Origin of the sequence: Anabaena sp. UHCC 0187 (genome assembly GCF_009712035.1) — a bacterium.
In the GTDB taxonomy this organism is placed as follows: Bacteria; Cyanobacteriota; Cyanobacteriia; order Cyanobacteriales; family Nostocaceae; genus Dolichospermum.
In genome coordinates, this window is record NZ_VILB01000011.1 from 600194 (window position 1) to 616026 (window position 15833).

Annotated in this window: 15 protein-coding genes; 6 read left to right on the forward strand and 9 right to left on the reverse strand. The window is 38.2% G+C overall.

Annotated features, from left to right (window positions below; all coding sequences use genetic code 11):
- The first annotated feature begins 6 nt into the window (after window positions 1–6).
- The 5 genes from FJR11_RS11850 to FJR11_RS11875 all read left to right on the forward strand — a co-directional run bounded on the left by FJR11_RS11850 (window position 7) and on the right by FJR11_RS11875 (window position 5508).
- Complete coding sequence (locus tag FJR11_RS11850) at window positions 7–468, forward strand: hydrocarbon-binding protein (protein WP_168503864.1); 462 nt, start codon at window positions 7–9, stop codon at window positions 466–468.
- Between the two features lie 95 nt (window positions 469–563).
- Window positions 564–1118, forward strand: coding sequence for a protoglobin domain-containing protein (locus FJR11_RS11855; protein ID WP_168503865.1), 555 nt, complete (start codon window positions 564–566; stop codon window positions 1116–1118).
- Between the two features lie 133 nt (window positions 1119–1251).
- Entirely contained in the window at window positions 1252–3162 is a 1911-nt protein-coding gene (gene dnaG / locus FJR11_RS11860) for a DNA primase (RefSeq protein WP_168503866.1), read from the forward strand.
- 110 nt (window positions 3163–3272) lie between these two features.
- Window positions 3273–4568, forward strand: coding sequence for an adenylosuccinate lyase (purB, locus tag FJR11_RS11865; RefSeq protein ID WP_168503867.1), 1296 nt, complete (start codon window positions 3273–3275; stop codon window positions 4566–4568).
- Window positions 4569–4965: 397 nt separating this feature from the next.
- Window positions 4966–5508 carry a DUF4126 domain-containing protein gene (locus FJR11_RS11875; protein ID WP_168503868.1) on the forward strand — a complete coding sequence of 181 codons (543 nt, stop codon included), beginning with the start codon at window positions 4966–4968 and terminating at the stop codon, window positions 5506–5508.
- Between the two features lie 98 nt (window positions 5509–5606).
- On the opposite strand, the gene hemH is transcribed toward FJR11_RS11875, so the two are convergent.
- Window positions 5607–6773, reverse strand: coding sequence for a ferrochelatase (gene hemH, locus FJR11_RS11880; protein WP_168503869.1), 1167 nt, complete (start codon window positions 6771–6773; stop codon window positions 5607–5609).
- A gap of 93 nt (window positions 6774–6866) precedes the next feature.
- On the opposite strand from hemH, the gene FJR11_RS11885 reads away from it, so the two are divergent.
- A complete protein-coding gene (locus FJR11_RS11885) occupies window positions 6867–7523 on the forward strand; it encodes a class I SAM-dependent methyltransferase (RefSeq protein ID WP_168503870.1) in 657 nt (218 codons plus the stop codon).
- A gap of 296 nt (window positions 7524–7819) precedes the next feature.
- Here FJR11_RS11885 and FJR11_RS11890 read toward each other — a convergent pair whose 3' ends face one another.
- The 8 genes from FJR11_RS11890 to FJR11_RS11925 form a co-directional block, all read right to left on the reverse strand.
- Window positions 7820–8125, reverse strand: coding sequence for a barstar family protein (locus FJR11_RS11890; RefSeq protein ID WP_168503871.1), 306 nt, complete (start codon window positions 8123–8125; stop codon window positions 7820–7822).
- Between the two features lie 172 nt (window positions 8126–8297).
- Entirely contained in the window at window positions 8298–9050 is a 753-nt protein-coding gene (locus FJR11_RS11895) for a hypothetical protein (RefSeq protein ID WP_168503872.1), read from the reverse strand.
- A 116-nt stretch (window positions 9051–9166) separates the two neighbouring features.
- A complete protein-coding gene (locus FJR11_RS11900) occupies window positions 9167–11446 on the reverse strand; it encodes a hypothetical protein (protein ID WP_168503873.1) in 2280 nt (759 codons plus the stop codon).
- Window positions 11447–11631: 185 nt separating this feature from the next.
- On the reverse strand, window positions 11632–12411 hold the full coding sequence (locus FJR11_RS11905) for a PP2C family serine/threonine-protein phosphatase (protein ID WP_168503874.1): 780 nt from the start codon (window positions 12409–12411) through the stop codon (window positions 11632–11634).
- A 164-nt stretch (window positions 12412–12575) separates the two neighbouring features.
- Window positions 12576–13232, reverse strand: a complete 657-nt coding sequence (locus tag FJR11_RS11910) for a VWA domain-containing protein (protein ID WP_168503875.1) — start codon at window positions 13230–13232, stop codon at window positions 12576–12578.
- A gap of 280 nt (window positions 13233–13512) precedes the next feature.
- Window positions 13513–14736, reverse strand: coding sequence for a bifunctional sterol desaturase/short chain dehydrogenase (locus FJR11_RS11915; protein WP_168504210.1), 1224 nt, complete (start codon window positions 14734–14736; stop codon window positions 13513–13515).
- Between the two features lie 142 nt (window positions 14737–14878).
- Window positions 14879–15340 (reverse strand): hypothetical protein, encoded by a 462-nt coding sequence (locus tag FJR11_RS11920; RefSeq protein ID WP_168503876.1) that lies wholly within the window; start codon window positions 15338–15340, stop codon window positions 14879–14881.
- A gap of 56 nt (window positions 15341–15396) precedes the next feature.
- Window positions 15397–15822, reverse strand: a complete 426-nt coding sequence (locus tag FJR11_RS11925; protein WP_168503877.1) for a hypothetical protein — start codon at window positions 15820–15822, stop codon at window positions 15397–15399.
- Window positions 15823–15833 lie beyond the last annotated feature (11 nt).

A 15833-nucleotide genomic window follows, 5' to 3' on the forward strand; every position in this document is an offset into this window, starting at 1 on the left:
TGAATTATGTCATTACGCAAAGAACTCGGTGATTTTAATAGTATTGTCTGCTTTAAAGCTGCTATTACAGGCATGGAAGAAGCCCTGGGAGAAAAAGCTACAGCTATTGCACTAACCGCAGCCGGTCGTGCTAGAGGTAAAAAGTTAGCTGAAGAATTAGGCGTTTCAACCGATTCACATTCATTAGATCAAGTAGCAGTAGTATTAAATAAGGCTTTAGGTAAAGAAGGGACTTGTTTGTGTATTGTTGACAAAATTGTTTCTGAAGGTGAAATCATTAAAGTCTATACTTCTGAAACTTTTTGTTCTGCTGGTGAACCCATGAATTCCCCCCGTAAATGCACTTTTACGATGGGTGCAGTTTGCGGTGCTGTTGAGCAACTAATGGGTAAGCGATTGAGAGGAGTACAGACTGAATCAGTCCTCAGAGGTGGTACTCATGATGTATTTGAGTGTACTCCTTTATAGGAATACCAAATTTTGAAAAATGTTGATACTCTATCTTTTTAGAGTGTTCGTAAAAGTTAATTAAATCCACACCTAACTATTTTAAAGGATTGATCATGGCTATTGAACCCCGCGCTTTTTTGACCACAATGGAAACCCGGATTGGTCTGACTGCTGAAGATAAAAAGGTAATGCAAGCAAATACAGCTTGGGGAACAGCGGTTGCTGAAGAAATGGCAAATCATTTTTATGATTTCCTCGGACGTGATGCAGAAATGAGTGGGATTTTAAATGCCACTGAGGGACGCGCTCATCGGTTACACGCCACCTTTATTGATTGGTTTAATCAGATGTTCACAGGAATGGATAATTGGGGCGATGATTATGCAAAATGTCGTTGGCACATTGGGTTAGTTCATGTGAAAATTGGCATCGCGCCTCAGCACGTAGTTCCGGCAATGGCAGTTGTCGTTGATAAAGTTGGTAAAAAACTTAAAGCTGATGGTAAGTCAGATGAATTAAAAGATGCCTTGGCTAAAGTTTGTATGATTGATTTAGCTTTTATTGAACAAGCTTATGTAGAAGTTTCTTCGGCTGCGGTACTTAAAGAAACTGGTTGGTCAGCAGCCTTATTTAAACGGTTGATTGCTACTGGTGCATCTGATATGTAATGTAAACATCATAGCCTAAATAACTCAACTTAATACTGAATACTGAGATACCGGATTTCTTCAAGAAGTCCGGTATCTGTCTATTGGATATGGTTCATCTATAATAGATATCATTTCTCATCATTGACTCCTCATGCAAATTCCCCGCTTACATCCAGACACTATTGAAGAAATTAAACTCCGGGCTGATATTGTTGATGTAGTTTCGGAGTATGTAGTCTTGCGGAAACGGGGTAAAGATTTTGTGGGGTTGTGTCCCTTCCATGATGAGAAAAGTCCCAGTTTTACAGTTAGTCCTAATAAGCAAATGTATTATTGCTTTGGCTGTCAAGCAGCGGGAAATGCAATTAAGTTTGTCATGGACTTGGGAAAACGGCAATTTGCAGATGTGGTACTAGATTTAGCAAAACGTTATCAAGTCCCGGTTAAAACTTTAGAACCTGAACAAAGACAAGAATTACAACGTCAGATATCTTTACGCGATCAATTATATACGGTTCTCGCTTCTGCTGCTCAATTTTATCAACACACCTTAAGACAATCTCAAGGACAAAAAGCCCTAGAATATTTAGAAAAAAATCGTCAATTTCAACAAGGAACAATTCAACAATTTGGTTTAGGTTATGCTCCTGCTGGTTGGGAAACACTGTATCGTTATTTGGTAGAAAGTAAACATTATCCCGTGCAATTAGTAGAACAAGCGGGATTAATTAAACCCCGGAAAGAAGGGGGTGGATATTATGATGTATTTCGTGATCGGTTAATGATTCCCATTCGTGATATTCAAGGCAGAGTTATTGCTTTTGGTGGCAGAACTTTAACAGATGAGCAACCAAAATATCTCAATTCTCCAGAAACAGAATTATTTAGTAAAGGGAAAATGTTATTTGCTTTAGATGAAGCTAAAGACGGTATTTCTAAAGTTGATCAAGCGGTAGTTGTGGAGGGATATTTTGATGCGATCGCTCTCCATGCAGCGGGGATTAATAATGCTGTTGCTTCCCTGGGTACAGCCTTAAGTTTAGAACAAGTTCGGCTATTATTACGTTATACTGAATCCAAACAATTAATCCTAAATTTCGATGCTGATAAAGCCGGAATAACCGCCACAGAAAGAGCAATTGGGGAAATTGCCAACTTAGCATATAAAGGCGAAGTGCAATTAAAAATTCTCAATTTACCTAATGGTAAAGATGCCGATGAATATCTACATAGTCACACTCCAGCCGATTATCAACAACTATTAGCAAATGCGCCACTTTGGCTGGATTGGCAAATTAAAAATATTCTTGAAAATCGAGATTTAAAACAAGCTACTGACTTTCAACAAGTCACCCAACAAATAGTTAAAATATTACAAAATATAGTTAATAGTGATACACTTAATTATTATGTTTCTTACTGTGCAGAGATTCTGAGTTTAGGAGATACAAGACTCATACCTTTGAGAGTTGAAAATCTCCTGACTCAAATTAAGCCTGGTAGTAAAAAATCTCCACCTCAGCAAATACATAACCAGCAACCTAAAACACCAAAACTGTCTTTAGTAACTACTGAACGCAGTTTACTAGAACGAGCGGAGGCATTATTATTAATAATTTATCTTCATTCTTCTCAGCAGCGACAAATAATTATTGACGATTTAGAAACCCGCAATTTAGAATTTAGTCTTTCTCATCATCGCTTTTTGTGGCAACAAATAGCTGAATTCACAGTTGATGAAGTTGATTTAATTTCCAGCGTCCAAAATAGATATTTAGAATTAGCAGAAGAATTAGACATAGTTTCGCATATATTTCATCTCAATGAAAAAAATAAAACAGAAATATTGCGAACTCCTCATGTTATTCAAGCAGCATTAGCTTGTATGGAGAGAGTATTTCGAGAAAAACGCTACCGTTATTTTATGGAACAATGGGAAAAAATAGATCCTGAAACTGAACCAGAAAAAGATAAATATTATGCTGAAGCCATGTATATAGAAAAAATTCATTTACAAGACCTTGAAAAACAGCGACAATTTTCTATTACTGACTTAATTTAGCCTTAATATTCAATTTTCCTACTACCAGACCACCGTGACCCCAACATAACCGATTTAGCTGAAACTCCAGTTACAATGTAAAATATGACAGTTGTATTAGATGCCCGAATGTGATTGAGCGTTATACCTTGCCCGAAATGGGCGATTTGTGGAGTGAAACCTATAAGCTGAAAACCTGGCTAGATGTAGAGATCGCAGTTTGCGAAGCCCAGGCAGAACTAGGTTATATTCCAGCAGCAGCGGTTGCAGAAATTAAGGCTAAAGCGAATTTTGACCCGAAACGGGTGCTAGAAATTGAGGCGGAAGTCCGTCATGATGTCATTGCCTTTTTGACAAATGTTAATGAATATGTAGGTGATGCGGGACGCTATATTCACTTAGGTTTAACTAGTTCTGATGTCTTAGATACTGCTTTAGGACTACAATTAGTTGCTAGTCTGGATCTGTTGTTAAAACGCTTAGAAGATGTAATTGAGGCAATTCGCAAAAAAGCCACTGCCCATCGAAATACGGTAATGATTGGGCGATCTCATGGTATTCACGCCGAACCAATTACCTTTGGCTTTAAGTTAGCTGGTTGGTTAGCGGAAGTGTTACGACACAAAGAACGGCTGCAAATTCTCAGGAAAACCATCGCTGTTGGGAAAATATCTGGTGCGGTGGGAACTTATGCAAATATCGAACCCCGTGTAGAAGCGATCGCTTGTGAAAAACTCGGACTCAAACCTGATACTGCTTCCACCCAGGTAATTTCCCGCGATATTCATGCTGACTTTGTGCAACAGTTAGCATTACTGGCTGCATCCATAGAACGTTTTGCTGTAGAGATTCGTAACCTGCAAAAAACAGACGTTTTAGAAGTTGAAGAATTTTTCGCCAAAGGGCAAAAAGGCTCTAGTGCTATGCCCCACAAGCGTAATCCTATCCGTGCTGAACGGTTAACAGGGATGGCGCGACTGGTGAGAAGTCATGCAGGGGCAGTATTAGAAAACGTCGCTTTGTGGCACGAACGGGATATTTCCCACAGTTCGGTAGAACGGGTAGTTTTACCAGATGCTTGCATTTTGACTCATTTCATGCTGCATGAAATCACCAACTTGGTAAATAACCTGTTGGTTTATCCCGAAAACATGGCCCGAAATCTCAACTGTTATGGTGGAGTAGTCTTTAGTCAAAGGGTATTATTAACCTTAATAGACAAAGGACTTAATCGAGAAGAAGCATACTCCATAGTTCAAGAAAGCGCCCACAGTGCTTGGAACAAACCAGAAGGAAATTTCCGTGATTTAATCAGCAAAGATCCTCGCGTCACTCAAAACTTGTCACCCGCAGAGATAGAAGCCTGTTTTGATCCACAACATCATCTCAAGCATTTAGAACAAGTTTATCAACGACTGGGTATTTAGAACTGGGAATGGGAAATGGGGAATGGGGAATGGGAATCGGTAATTGGTAATTGGTAATTGGTAATTGGTAATTGGTAATTGGTAATTGGTAATTGGTAATTGGTAATTGGTAATTGGTAATTGGTAATTGGTAATTTCCTCCTGACTCCTGACTCCCGAATCCTGACTCCTATTCCTTACTACTTACTCCTTCCGTGTCGCAAAGTAAAGAGTAAAAATGCGGTTTATTACTATATCCAAAAGGTAATAGCATAGATTACAACAGTGTATATAGTAATTAAACCTGCATCTACTATGACTATGTTAATTTTAATTAGTCTTGATCAAAAACCAATATCAGCAATAGTTAGTATAAACAAAGCACCTTTGCTAATTTAGTAAAGTCGGGGATATACTCATGATTGAAATTCTCGCCATACTATCTGCTGGTGCTGCTGCTGGAATGAGAATAGGTGTACCTTTACTAATCATAGGTATTCTACAAGGTGATCAACTTTGGTCACAAATGCCAGTATTATCACGTATTTCTCCCCATATTTTAGTCGGACTACTGACCAGTTGGTCTTTATTTGAACTATTTGCTTCCAAAAAACTAATTGGACAGAGAATAGTACAACAAGTTCATTTATTTTTATCTCCCTTAGCAGGGGCTTTAATGGGTTTATCAGTTGCCTCAGCGACGACCACCCCAGGCTGGTTAGTAGCTTTGATTGGTGGTTTATTGGCTTTGGTATTTCAGCTAGTTTTAGTAGGTTGGTTTTATCGCCTACGTGGTTTGCCCATGTGGGCAGTATTGATGCAAGACTTCTTATGTATTGCACTTGTATTTTTTGCTGTTGATGCTCCTCGTCAAGGAGGATTAATTGCTTTAATGCTACTCTGGGTTGCCATTCGTAGTGCGAAATACTGGTATAATTGGTATACAGGGAATAGGGAATAGGGGGAGGAAAATTCGTTTTGATTTGGTGAAATTGGATTATCTTTTTTGTGGAGTTATCCAATTACCCATTACCCATTACCAATTCCCCATTACCAAGACTAATGTAAAAGTCCGATCACGTGTAGTAAGCCTTTACCAGTAACTAACTCGATAATTAGCCCGATAAAACCTAGCATGGCTATCCGACCATTCCAGACTTCAGCACTGGTGGTGATTCCCCATTCCCAACGTTCTTGGGGATACATTTTCACCCTTTTCTTCATTTGGGTGACTTGAGCCAGTTTCAGATCAGGTTGTTTGAGGGCATCAATTATCAAGTCGGATAGGGCTTTAATAAATACCGGATTGGTGTTGGGAGCAGGGACACGTCCAAAGTTGTGTATTCCTGCTTCTTCAGCTATTTCTCGATATTCAATATCAATTTCTTGTAGTGTTTCGATGTGTTCGGAAACAAAACTAATGGGGACAACTACCAAATCTTTCACGCCTTTTGCACCGAGTTCGTTCAGTGCATCTTCTGTATAGGGTTGTAGCCATTCTACAGGGCCAACGCGACTTTGATACGCTAAGGTGTGGGGATTGGGACGGTTGAGGGTTTGCATGATTAAGTCTGTGCATTCCTCGATTTCTTGTTGGTATGGATCACCTGCTTCCTCTACGTAGCTTTTGGGGACACCGTGGGCGCTGAAGAAGATATGCACATCATCAGGATGGGGAAATTTCTCAAGTTCCCCAATGATAAGTTCTGCCATTGCTTGCAAATAACCTGATTCTTTGTACCAGGAGGCGATGACGGTATATTCAAGACTTTGAAGTTTGGGGTTTTCTTTCCATAGTTGTTCTAATAACCGGAAACTAGAACCGCTGGTGCTGATGGAAAATTGGGGGTAAAGTGGGAGAATTACTAACTTATCAATGTTATCTTGGGTAAGTTGGGCGATCGCTTCTTCTGTGTAAGGATGCCAATAACGCATTCCCACATAAATATTAGCTTCTTGTCCTAATTCACCTAACTGAGCTTTAATAGCTGCTCCTTGCTCTTCTGTAATCCGTCGCAAGGGAGAACCGCCGCCGATTTCCTTATAATTTGCTTGAGATGTTTTTTCTCTGCGTGTAGCAATAAACCAAGCTAGGGGTTTTTGCATCCACCGAAACGGTAAGCGGATAATTTCGGGATCTGAAAATAGATTATACAAGAAAGGTCCGACATCTTCTAGTTTATCGGGACCACCGAGATTAAGTAATAATACCCCTATACGACCCATAGCAGTTACTTTCCCCCAATCCTTACAGATTTTTCACTAATGTTAACAATATATCTTTATTAAATATAAAGCTTTATCGGCAGGAAAAATACAATGGCCACAATTTTTAGAGATTTAAGTTACAAATACCAATGGCTATATGATGGCATCTCCCGGTTAGCCGCTGTGAGTGTGGGTGGTGAAGCCCGGTTTCGTCAATTGGCTTTACAAAATTTAAAACTACAATCAGATACTCGGATTTTAGATTTATGTTGTGGTAGTGGTCAAGTAACCAAGTTTTTGGTAAATTTTTCGGAAAATGTCACTGGCTTGGATGCTTCCCCATTATCTATACAGCGAGCGGAGAAAAATGTGCCAAATGCTACTTATGTAAAAGCATTTGCTGAGGATATGCCTTTTGCAGATAATTTATTTGATGTTGTCCATACTAGCGCAGCTTTACACGAAATGCAGCCGGAACAACTGCGAAAAATCATTGCAGAGGTTTATCGGGTGTTAAAACCGGGGGGAGTTTTTACTTTGGTGGATTTTCACCCTCCAACAAATCCGATATTTTGGCCGGGTTTGGCGGTGTTTTTCTGGTTGTTTGAAACCGAAACGGCTTGGGAATTGTTGAAAACGGATTTACCTGGTTTGTTAACAGATTTTGGTTTTGATGTGGGTAAACCTAGTTTATATGCTGGTGGGAGTTTGCAGGTAATTCAGGGTAGGAAGATGGTTGAGAATAGTCAAGATTTTGAAGAGAAATAATTGTCAGAATCAGGATATTCTTTGTCTGAATCAGGATATCCAGGATTAGAGGATTAACAGGATGTGATTTTGTCTGAATCAGGATACCCAGGATTTAAGGATTAACAGGATGTTTTTTATAAAATATAGGTTGTTGTGAATGATAGAAAATATATTTTCCTCTAAATCATAATTTATAATCATTAAATATTCACAGAAAATCTACAAACTGCAATCCTGTACATCCTTAAATCCTGGTAATCCTGATTCAGACAACCACAACAAACAATCTCCAAATAGTGAAAAAGTAACTTTACCTATTTGTTAATAACTAAAAATTTGAGAGGAATATTATTAGCTTCCCAGTATTCTTTGGCTAAATTGAAAATATCCAATGCTATTTGGTACTGTGTCGGTTCAGCTTGAGCAAAGATATCAGCATGATCATATAATATGACATATCTTTGAGCCGGACACCATGTTAAATCGGTGATACATTCATCAAAAGCATCCCAGTTAGCGCCGAAGTATGTAGGAAATTCCATTGCTTCAGCAGCTTGGTTTAAAAATGTTTGTTTGCTATTAATTTTTTTACCATCAAGATAAAAAACTTTATGATTCATAGATTTATGGTGAGGAAATAGGTTAGTAAAATTGTCAGAATCAGGATGTCCAGGATTAAAGGATTTACAGGATGATAAAATAGATTATTGTTAATAACATACTGTAAATATTAAAATCATGTAAATCTTGATTCTAACTACTTTGCTTAGAAAATACTTCTGAATAAAAAAGTTATTTTTCTGGAGGTTGAAAGCTATTCCTATACAAATCTATATGTGGATTGTTATCACGAAAAGATGCAGGAAGTTTGTCTAGAATTGCATTAACCATTTCTGAAGCTGTATTGCAAGCCCATAAAGCAGCTTTAGCAGTGCTGACTTTCAATATTATTGAGTCCACTGATGTATCTAAAAATATACCTTTACTGCGAAGACGTTTAGTTAAATCTCTTCCAAAATATTTGATTTCACCATCCTCTTGTTCTTCAATAATATCTTCGGGTTTAAGATGAACTAAACAATCACGTAACTTGAATAGATCAGCAAAGTTCTGATAAAGTTTATCTCCCTTTTTAAAACCACTATTTAAGGCTTCACTAGCCAGCATAAACTTATGTTGTGTATTTTTCTTTTTAGAATTAGGACTTACGAACAAGTTACGAAAGAATGAACTAGGAAGAACACAAAGGACACGAAGGAAAAAGGGCTGGAGAGATATTTTGCGTAAGTCCTGAGAATCTAATTCCTCAATAGCATCAATCAACTTATCCAAAAAAGCCTCAGTTGATCCATCTTGCTTTTCACATTTAGCAAGAGCAGGAATTTCATTAATAAAAGCCTCTAATGCTAATGCGGAAAAAATTATAGATACCAAAGCATCGTCTTGTCTATGAATTTCAAAACCTTCGCTTGCTTTATAATAACCATCCTTAGCAATTTGATAGAAATGATAGGAGTCTACGAAAAATCCCTGATTTTTTTGCATAATTTTAGCCTGAATATTACAATTACTATCTTAGTTGGTTTGAAAAATACTGTAAATAGTTTGTGTATTTTAGTTGATAGTTGATCGATATTCAAATTTTATGTAAATCTTATATTTTAGCGTTTACGGTTAAAGAACCATAATAAAAATAAATTAACAAATATCACAGAACCAGATCGAAACAAGAATCCCAAATCACCATTGATAAAAATCATAACTCCAGCAGATATCAGCATCATTACAAAAATAAGAAAAATCCCCCAAAAGAAAATATTCCCCCAATCCAAAGCAAATGATGAAGCAGTTGTTTTAGGTTGTTGGGTCATTTCTGGTATAGTCTGAGGTGTAGAAACTGCTGGTTGCGAAACTTGAGATTGAGTTTTCTGGACTGGTACTTTACTAATAGATGCGCCAACTTGCCATATCTTGATAGTCTTGTCACCACCCCCACTAGCAAGGGTGTAACCATCTGGGCTAAAAGCTACGGAACGAACACACTTGGAATGTCCTGGAAGCGTTTGAATTAGCCTTCCTGTGGTTACATTCCACAGTGTTATAGTTTCGTCAAAGCTACCACTAGCAATAGTTTTACCATTAGGGCTAAATGCTACAGAACGAATAGAGTCGGAATGCCCTGGAAGTGTTTGGAGTAGTTTTCCTGTGGTGACATTCCATAGTTTGCTAGTTTTGTCATCACTGCCACTAGCAATGGTTTTACCATTAGGGCTAAATGCTACAGAAAACACAGAATTGGAATATTCTGGGAGCGTTTGAAGTAGTTTTGCTGTGGTGACATTCCACAGTTTGATAGTATTGTCAGCACTCCCACTGGCAAGAGTTTGACCATTGGGGCTGAATACTACGGAAAAAATAGACTTGCAATGTCCTGAGAATGTTTGTAGTAGTTTTCCTGTGTTGACATTCCATAGTTTGATAGTCTCATCAAAACTCCCACTAGCAAGGGTTCGACCATCGGGACTAAATGCTACGGAATTAACCGAGAGGGAATGCCCTGAGAGGGTCTGGAGTAACTTTCCTGTAGTGACATTCCATAGTTTGATAGTCTTGTCATTACTCCCACTAGCAAGGGTTCGACCATCGGGACTAAATGCTACGGACATAACCCAGTTTAAATGACCAGTGAGGGTTTGGAGTAGGCTTCCTGTAGGTACATTCCACAGTTTGATAGTCTTGTCATCACTTCCACTAGCAAGAGTTTGACCATCAGGGCTGAATGCTACAGACGTAACCCTGTCGGAATGCCCTTGGAAGATTTGGAGTAGCTTTCCTATTGGGGCATTTTCTAGAATTGGATCTGTGTTAATAACTTGTGGTTGTGATGTTGATTCAACCACAGCAGATGAGTTTGCTTTCACAACACCAGGAAAAATATCAACACCAAGATTTGTAGAGCGATCGCACCAATAGCATTTACCATAAGTTCGGCTATAGTAATGATTATCTACCCTGCCACATATAGTCAGCCTATCATTCCCTACTTTTAACGCCTCCAACCACCTCCTAGCCGTAGGGCGGAAATTAGGATTTTTATGCCCATCATTAAAGCATCTCAGAAAACATTGCTGAATCTCTGGATGAACAATCTCCAGGGGAATTGTTCTTGCTACTGCTGCAATTAAATTAGTTGACCCATTAACCCATAAACCCTGACAGATAAGTTCATTTATGTCTGGAGTTTCCCCCGCACCTGTCCATTTTCCCTGAAAAGGATTATTACCACCAAATAATAATTGATAGATAATTACTCCTAACCGGAATCTATCATGTACTTCCGTTTGCTCAATCCTATCAAAATCTTTTCCAATCAGTTCCGGTGGAGTATATCCCTCAGAACCAACTAAACAATGATAAACTTTCTCATTTTTCGGATTTATCACCTGAAAAGAATCTGTATCAATAATTGAAGGTAAAGCCCGATTATTAACTAAAATATTTTGTGGTTTAATATCTCCCAAAACATAACCAACAGCGTGCAGGGCTTCAATAATTGAGACAATATTCAGTGCCGTTGTGTGCAGAAACCGCCAATCAATCTCAAGTTTTAATGCTTTACGACGACGGGGATTATAAACATCAAGAAGTTCTTTTCCATCCTTAATTTCTGGCATCAAAAAGCCCACACAATCACCCTGAGCATTTTTCAACGCCGACTTAGGCCAAGCAAAAGAAACATGATGAAGATGGGAATTTGGTTCTGTGGGTGGATTTGCTATCATTACCGCTAACTTCTGCACCCGTTCAGGTGTTGGAGAATGGTAAATTTTCGCTAAATAACCATTTTGATTAGTTCGCCAAACTTTCGCTTCACCACTATTAGCTATTTCTTTCAACAGAGTAATTGATTTTCCCGTACTGGCACAGGTAAGAACTGTCATATAATTTTAATTAGATGGGTTGAATTAAATATCAAATGGTATTTGAAAAGTTGCAAAATGAATTTTTAACCCCTCTCCAAACCTCTCCCCTGCAAGGGGAGAGGCTTTAAAATGCCCCGTTTCACAACTTATCTTTTCATGTCCCCTCTCCTCTTAGGAGAGGGCTAGGGAGAGGTTCTTCTCTACTAAATCTCTTCTTCAAAGAGACACAAAAGCAAAGTCTTATCATCATCAGTGCGAGAATTTAACCTTTCCGAATTGAGAAAATCAATCACATATTGATCATCATTTCCTCCTGGTTTATCTGTTTCTCGCAAATATTCCTCCAAAGGTTTAAAGAATGGCGAATGAGGTTTCCAGTCACTCAAGCGAATTGCCACTTTTTCTAATCCATCAGTAGAAGCACAAATAAACTCCTGCTTTCCTGAAATTACCTGTACCTGCATTTCCTCCAGCGCATTAGCTGAAGTCACAAAAGTTGTTTCGTTGAAAAATTCCCCCTTATCTGGTTCAAACAATAATTTATATTCTGCATCTTGGGAACGCACCACCATAAATCCATCCCCAATTTGCATGGCTGCAACCCATTCAGGAGTCGCTATAAAAACTAAAAGAGTACAAGCTAAATCATGAACAGAATAATCATTATTATCTGCTTTTTTGTTTAACGCAGTAATAACATCCTTGACAAACTTAGTAAAAACTTCCTTAGCTTCCATTTCCGAAAGTGGTTGAGAAAAACCTTGTTTATCAGGAAGTTCATTAATATCAGCAAAGCATTTAATTACAGTTTCTACCGCCAATTCAGAACCAAAATGAGAATATTTAGCACTCCCAGCACCATCAGCAACTGCGCCCACAATCACATCATTAAAAATGCGATAATTTCCGCAGTCTTGACAAGGTATTTTTTGCTCTTTATGACTCGTTCCCACAGCATAACGCGCAATAGCTTTCCAACCCACAATAAATAAATCCTGTATATTTTATTAGACTTTATAACCCCTCTCCAAAGCACTCCCCTACAAGGTGAGAGGCTTTAAAACTCCTTGTATGAAAACTCATTTTTTCATGTTCCCTCTCCTCGTAGGAGAGGGTTAGGGAGAGGTTCTTCTAGCTTATACACCCTCTAAGTAGTAATTTGCCCCCATCCCACCGGCGGTAATGCTACAGCTTCCCCTACTTTGCCACTAGAAACCCGTTTCATAGAAGTGGAAAGCCAAACAAATAAAGCGCGAAAATCTAAGCCATTCAGCGTCACTGGAGGACGTTCTGGAGGGGCAATTTGTCTGAGTTTATTCATATCTGCACCCTGAACACCAACAGTAAAAAACAACATTCGGCGCTGTGCTTCTTCTTCCCTCACCCTTTGCGCTGCACCTTCCCAAGCATCTGTAGGCGCACCATCGGTAATTAAAAATACCCAAGGACGATAATAGAGAACACCGTTATCCTTATAAGACTGTTTGCGGGTTTCCAATAAATCCAAGGCGTATTCTATGGCTTCACCCATTGGTGTCACACCATCTGTTTCTAGCTTAGGCGGTGTAAAATGGTCTATAGTGACAAAATCTTGCGTCAGTTTCACCGGTCCAAAGGTGACAATAGCAACTTCTACACTTAAAGAGGCTTGAGCATCTTTCATTACATCTTCTTTGAAAGCCGCCAAACCTCTATTTAACTCCTGTATAGGTTTTCCTGACATTGAGCCAGAGGTATCCAGCAAGAGAATTACCGGACAACGATTTTCCGGGTTTTCCACGAATTCAGGTAAACCTACTGGCATTTTTGATACTCCTGGTTAATCAAATTGAGATGCAAAATGTATAAACTAGATTTTACTTGTTACTACGTAACTTAACATGAGTGTTTGTACGAAATCAATACTTTTATCTTCTACATATAATTTCATATTTCTTGTTTCCCAATATCATAGATAACGTTGCTAATTGTATTTTCACAAATCATCAGTCATCTTATTTGATACGAACCGCAGAGGCGCAGAGGACGCAGAGGTAGAGAGGAAAGAGACTGTTAGATTTTATTTAGCAACGTTATCTTTTTATTTATTCGCTTTTGACGTTTTTACTAAAAAGGCGATAGTACAACCAGGTGCTAAATTCTTTAACGGGAAATAGTAAATAAGTTAAGGGATTTACTGTGACAATAATATTTCTAAAATCCCGTTTGGCAAAAAATAAAATTCCCTGTGCAACTTGCGCTGCTGACATCACACCATAGGGATTTAATTGACTTTTGAAAGGGCCTAAAATTAATTTGCGAATGACACAAGTTTGATCTAATCTCTTGAGGGTGACAATATCCCCTAATGCTCTTTTGCTCAGTTCATACAAGGGACTTAAAGCTGGGGAAACTTCGGCTTCTGAAGTATTTACCCAAATTTCTTTGGTGGCTTTGTCTTGGGGTCCTGTGACAGTTGCAGAAAAAATATCTATCAATTCTAAAGCAGAAAAGGTGTTAACTTGATAGGAATTTTGAATGGCGGCAGAAGTTCTATCTCCATAAACATTTACGCCATGATTGATAATGAGAATATCAACTTTATTTAAACTTTCTTTTAGTTGAGTTTCATTACCCAATTCCCATTTGACAACTTTGACACGCTCTTGAACTGCGATTTTTTCAGGATTGGTTGTTAATGCCACAACTTTAGCATTATGCTTTAATAACTCTGCGGCTAATGCTTGTCCTAATGCACCGGAAGCACCTGTTAAAGCTACGGTTTTACCCTTTAAAGAAAGTCCTGTTCCTAGGATTTTATCTACTAGGGGAAATACACCACTATAGTAAGCATTCACATCATCAAAATGATGTCGCCAATGATAGGTTCTATTTACCCACCAAACGGAGGGAATTGTGTCTAAAGGTCCGGGTAAATGATTGTAGTCTGTGTCTATTGTTCCTTGAAAATATCGCAGAGATGCACCGTATAAAAAAGTGACTGCATAAGCAACACCTAACCATAATCCCCATTGATGCGCTAGTAAGGCAATTATTGTTAATATTGTTACTAATATGCCCGATTCGACGATATCGTGATACAACTGGGAATCTACGTAGGCTTTTTGGGAAATTAAAGTTAAATCCCGACGGTATACAGCATGATGTTTATTATGCCATTTGGCTAACCATGTTATTTGATGACACAAAGCATGATAAGCATCTCTGACAACTTCCGCGAGTAAGAGTGAGGAAAATCCCCAGGTTGTGAACTGGATACAGTTATTTACTAAAACCGAGTCAATAGTTAAACTTTGAGCCAAAATCATCATCGTTTCTGTGACACCACTTTTCTTAATTAAACCAAGTTATTACTACTTTTGTCTAATAAAGTAGTTATTAAAGGTGTAGCACATTGTCCAGATTGATTTTTGGCTCTACTTAACTTTGGCATTTAAGTCTTTTATAAATTTATCCAGGAAGTGCTTTTTGTAAATTTTCTGGCTGCATGAGGGTTAAATATTGATTGGTCATTTCTGGTATTAAAAATTCGATCATGACTCTATTTTCTAACCAAAACTCCATCACATCAAAGAAAGAATCTCGATTACAACGAACAACTCTCCAACCTTCTCTTTGACCAATTGCTTCTATTTTTTCTTGAGTAGAATCAACAGAAATAGCGGCATGAGTAGCGGTAAAATGGGCAGGTTGAGAAGTTTCTTTAAACTGAAGATCCTGTTCTCCTTCACCAGGTTGTAAAGTAGTTTGTAATGGATAAACTTCAATTGCCGTTCCGTTTGTGTCAAAAGATAGCATTACGTAACTACCTGGGTGGGGAGGAAAGGGAGATGCTTTTCCATTCATTACTTCCGCGAGAACTTCAGCAACGTGTTGGGGATTTTGAGCAGAAATAGAAAAATGGTGAATCATATTATCATTGAAAATTGGGTTTTTCAGTATCTATCATAGCAAAATAAATAACTCCATCAATCCCTGATTTGTTCAACTAATCGCTGTTCTAGTAAATCCAATAATCCATCTACATCTTTTCCTATTTCTTGAAAACAGATTTCTGGTGATGATTTGGGGGCAAATTGAATTAATTTAATTTCCCCTTTGCCAATACCAATCATCACTACTTCTGTTTCGGGTTTGTTGTTATCAATAATTCCTAAAATTTCTTGCAGACGATTTTCAACTCGCTCATTTAGTTTTTCTATTTCAGATTGGGGACAATAGACAAAATGGGGAGTTGGTTGTAAATCAATACCAATGGTTCCCTGACTATTACCATTTTCTAACCACAATCCCCAAAAAAGTGCAGCTAGTTCTGGTTGATTGTTTTTGACAAATCTATCTAACTGTCCTCGCCATTTATTCTCTGCTGTTTCGGGTTGGGGAATACTAAACATGATCATTAATT

What these genes read in the sequence shown, in the direction of transcription:
- FJR11_RS11890 (WP_168503871.1), bottom strand. Translation starts at nt 8,125, where the DNA reads ATGAATCATAAAGTTTTTTATCTTGATGGTAAAAAAATTAATAGCAAA.
- FJR11_RS11875 (WP_168503868.1), top strand. Translation starts at nt 4,966, where the DNA reads ATGATTGAAATTCTCGCCATACTATCTGCTGGTGCTGCTGCTGGAATG.
- FJR11_RS11900 (WP_168503873.1), bottom strand. Translation starts at nt 11,446, where the DNA reads ATGACAGTTCTTACCTGTGCCAGTACGGGAAAATCAATTACTCTGTTG.
- FJR11_RS11895 (WP_168503872.1), bottom strand. Translation starts at nt 9,050, where the DNA reads ATGCAAAAAAATCAGGGATTTTTCGTAGACTCCTATCATTTCTATCAA.
- FJR11_RS11910 (WP_168503875.1), bottom strand. Translation starts at nt 13,232, where the DNA reads ATGCCAGTAGGTTTACCTGAATTCGTGGAAAACCCGGAAAATCGTTGT.
- FJR11_RS11850 (WP_168503864.1), top strand. Translation starts at nt 7, where the DNA reads ATGTCATTACGCAAAGAACTCGGTGATTTTAATAGTATTGTCTGCTTT.
- FJR11_RS11855 (WP_168503865.1), top strand. Translation starts at nt 564, where the DNA reads ATGGCTATTGAACCCCGCGCTTTTTTGACCACAATGGAAACCCGGATT.
- FJR11_RS11915 (WP_168504210.1), bottom strand. Translation starts at nt 14,736, where the DNA reads ATGATTTTGGCTCAAAGTTTAACTATTGACTCGGTTTTAGTAAATAAC.
- FJR11_RS11920 (WP_168503876.1), bottom strand. Translation starts at nt 15,340, where the DNA reads ATGATTCACCATTTTTCTATTTCTGCTCAAAATCCCCAACACGTTGCT.
- FJR11_RS11885 (WP_168503870.1), top strand. Translation starts at nt 6,867, where the DNA reads ATGGCCACAATTTTTAGAGATTTAAGTTACAAATACCAATGGCTATAT.
- hemH (WP_168503869.1), bottom strand. Translation starts at nt 6,773, where the DNA reads ATGGGTCGTATAGGGGTATTATTACTTAATCTCGGTGGTCCCGATAAA.
- FJR11_RS11925 (WP_168503877.1), bottom strand. Translation starts at nt 15,822, where the DNA reads ATGTTTAGTATTCCCCAACCCGAAACAGCAGAGAATAAATGGCGAGGA.
- dnaG (WP_168503866.1), top strand. Translation starts at nt 1,252, where the DNA reads ATGCAAATTCCCCGCTTACATCCAGACACTATTGAAGAAATTAAACTC.